Annotated in this window: 2 protein-coding genes and 1 pseudogene; all 3 read left to right on the forward strand. The window is 43.9% G+C overall.

Going from position 1 to position 2,499, the window contains the following annotated elements:
- Positions 1-300: 300 nt before the first annotated feature.
- Positions 301-1,512: pseudogene (locus P5683_RS24095) on the forward strand (group II intron reverse transcriptase); the annotation flags it as partial.
- A gap of 288 nt (positions 1,513-1,800) precedes the next feature.
- Positions 1,801-2,058, forward strand: a complete 258-nt coding sequence (locus tag P5683_RS24100; RefSeq protein WP_006625968.1) for a hypothetical protein — start codon at positions 1,801-1,803, stop codon at positions 2,056-2,058.
- Entirely contained in the window at positions 2,043-2,345 is a 303-nt protein-coding gene (locus P5683_RS24105; protein WP_006617129.1) for a type II toxin-antitoxin system RelE/ParE family toxin, read from the forward strand. The genes P5683_RS24100 and P5683_RS24105 overlap by 16 nt, the downstream gene beginning before the upstream one ends.
- Positions 2,346-2,499: the final 154 nt, after the last annotated feature.

Here is a 2,499-nt window from a genome sequence, read left to right on the forward strand (position 1 = left end):
CCTAACCTTAGAGGGTGAAGGATGTGACCAGAAGCTAAAGCCCAATTGTCATGGTGGGGATATGCCCACAGGTCACGGTGGGGATATAGATACTGCGGTCAGTAAGAGTATAATGGCGAGGACGAGTTTAAAGACTACGTGGTGCATATAGCTCTGAACATCGAAGTAAAAAGCAGGTCTCTTGATTCTGCTCCTTTGACAAAACAGGGTATCCACACCAGGAGCCGTATGAAGGGAAACTTTCACGTATGGTTCTGAATGGGAGGGGATGGTGGTGACTCCATTCTCGACCCCTAACACATAGCGAAATGTTTTGACCGAATAAACCATGATTATCTACTGACCAAAATTCATTGTCCAAGTAGCCTGAAGAAAGACCTGAAACAATTGTTAAAAGCGGGTGTACTAGATAACGGCGTATTTGAGGAGACAGAAGCAGGGACACCCCAAGGAGGGGTAATAAGTCCAATACTCGCCAACATCGCACTGTTGGGAATGGAAAGGTTAATTAAAGAAATGTATCCAAACAAAGGAACAGCTATTCAGGTTAACCTTATGCGATCTGCCGATGATTTCGTGGTCATATCCAAAGACTTAGGAATCATTGAACAGTGCCCCATTGCCATTTCTGAATGGTTAAAGCCAGTGGGATTAGAAATCCAACCTGAAAAGACTCGAATTGGTCATACACTCAATAGGATTGAGTATGATGGCAAAACCCAAGAGCCTGGGTTTGATTTTCTCGGATTCAATATCAGGCAATACCCAGTTGGAAAACACATATCTGGGAAGACAGGCGGGATAGCAAGCCGATTAATCGGACACCCAACCCACATTAAACCCAGCAACAAAGCAGTTAAAGCCCATACAGAAGTGATAAAAGGTGTAATCAAACAACATAAAACTGCACCCCAATCAGCCTTGATTAGTAAGCTAAACCCGATGATTCGGGGATGGTCTAACTATTACTCAGGGGTAGTCTCATCTGAGACCTTCAGAAAACTAGACCACATAGTTTTTGAAATGTTACGGGCATGGACAGATTCGAGATGCGGAATGGCAAGTTACGAAAATCTAAGAAACTATTTCGGACACGGAACGGTCAAACTAAGCAACGGGAAAGAAAGCCATGAAACTTGGGTATTCAAAACCAAGGATGGATTCACATTATGGAATCATAATGTGAATCCAATTGTCCGACATACCCTAATACGCCCCGACGCCACACTTGATGACGGAAACTGGACCTACTGGGCAACCAGAAAAGGACAAGCAATTGAAACGCCAACAAGGGTAGCCATACTACTCAAAAAGCCAAAAAGCCTATGCGCCTGGTGCGGGCAATACTTCACCCCATCAGATTTAGTTGAAGTAGACCACATTGTACCTCGAAGCCACGGCGGAAAGGACGAATACAAGAATCTTCAACTACTACACCGCCACTGTCATGATGATCAAACGGCGCTAGATAACGCCAATGCTGTATCCTTAACAATGGAGCAGTCAAATTAGGAGCCGTGTGCTGGGAAACTCGCAAGCACGGTTTTGTATGGGAGGGGGAGATGGCGACATCTCTCTCGACCCCTACTCGGTTACGGTTCTCCCATGAAGTTTGCATAACCCAATAGTTAACCTAGTTGGGACTAACAGTATTTCCGGGGGAAGTGCGATCGCACCCTCCGGTATCTGCCGATTAACAGTGGGCTATCCCCCACGCCACTCTATCAATATCCTATACTCTCCCTAAATTACATCTTTTTGAGCCGACAAAATTATTATGGCTGCTCTGGAAATTGACGAATGTTAGTAGGTATTTTCCATTTACTATATAATAGACCGAGACTAACTAAATTAAAAGAAACCTTATTTATGAATACCGTCAAACAAGAAATTGAGTTGTTGCTGAAAAATTTACCGGAGGATTGCAGTCTTGAGGATATTCAATATCATCTTTATGTTATAGAAAAGTACCGCCAGGGTATTACTATTGCAGATAGTGAACGAAGATTAACACAAGAGGAAGCGGAAGGTTTAGTAAGTAAATGGGTTATCAAGTAGTTTGGTCACCGACAGCCATTGATGATATCGATGCGATCGCGGCTTATATTGCGCGAGACTCAGTTTCCTATGCGGCGGCGGTGGTACAGAGAATCATTGAGGCTACCAGAAATCTGAGCAAGTGTCCCCTCTCCGGTGGTATTGTTCAGGAGTTTGGTGACGAAACCGTTAGAGAACAGTTTGCTTACACTTACCGGATTATCTACCGTATTCAGGGAGATGTCGTAACGGTTGTGGCTGTGGTTCACGGTAAGCGATTGTTAAAGCTGGATTTGAATACTCACTAGATCCTATATACTGAGGAGAAACCACAGAGACATGAGTACACAGAAGTTTTATCTGTTCTGTCTTTTCTGTCTTTGTGGTTTATTTCTGCTCAGACCATTTATAGGATTAGTCAAGGTGGTTAGGACGCAGCTTTGAGAACGGAATCCATGGCAT

The sequence above is a fragment of the Limnospira sp. PMC 1279.21 genome, assembly GCF_032349615.1.
In the GTDB taxonomy this organism is placed as follows: Bacteria; Cyanobacteriota; Cyanobacteriia; order Cyanobacteriales; family Microcoleaceae; genus Limnospira; species Limnospira fusiformis.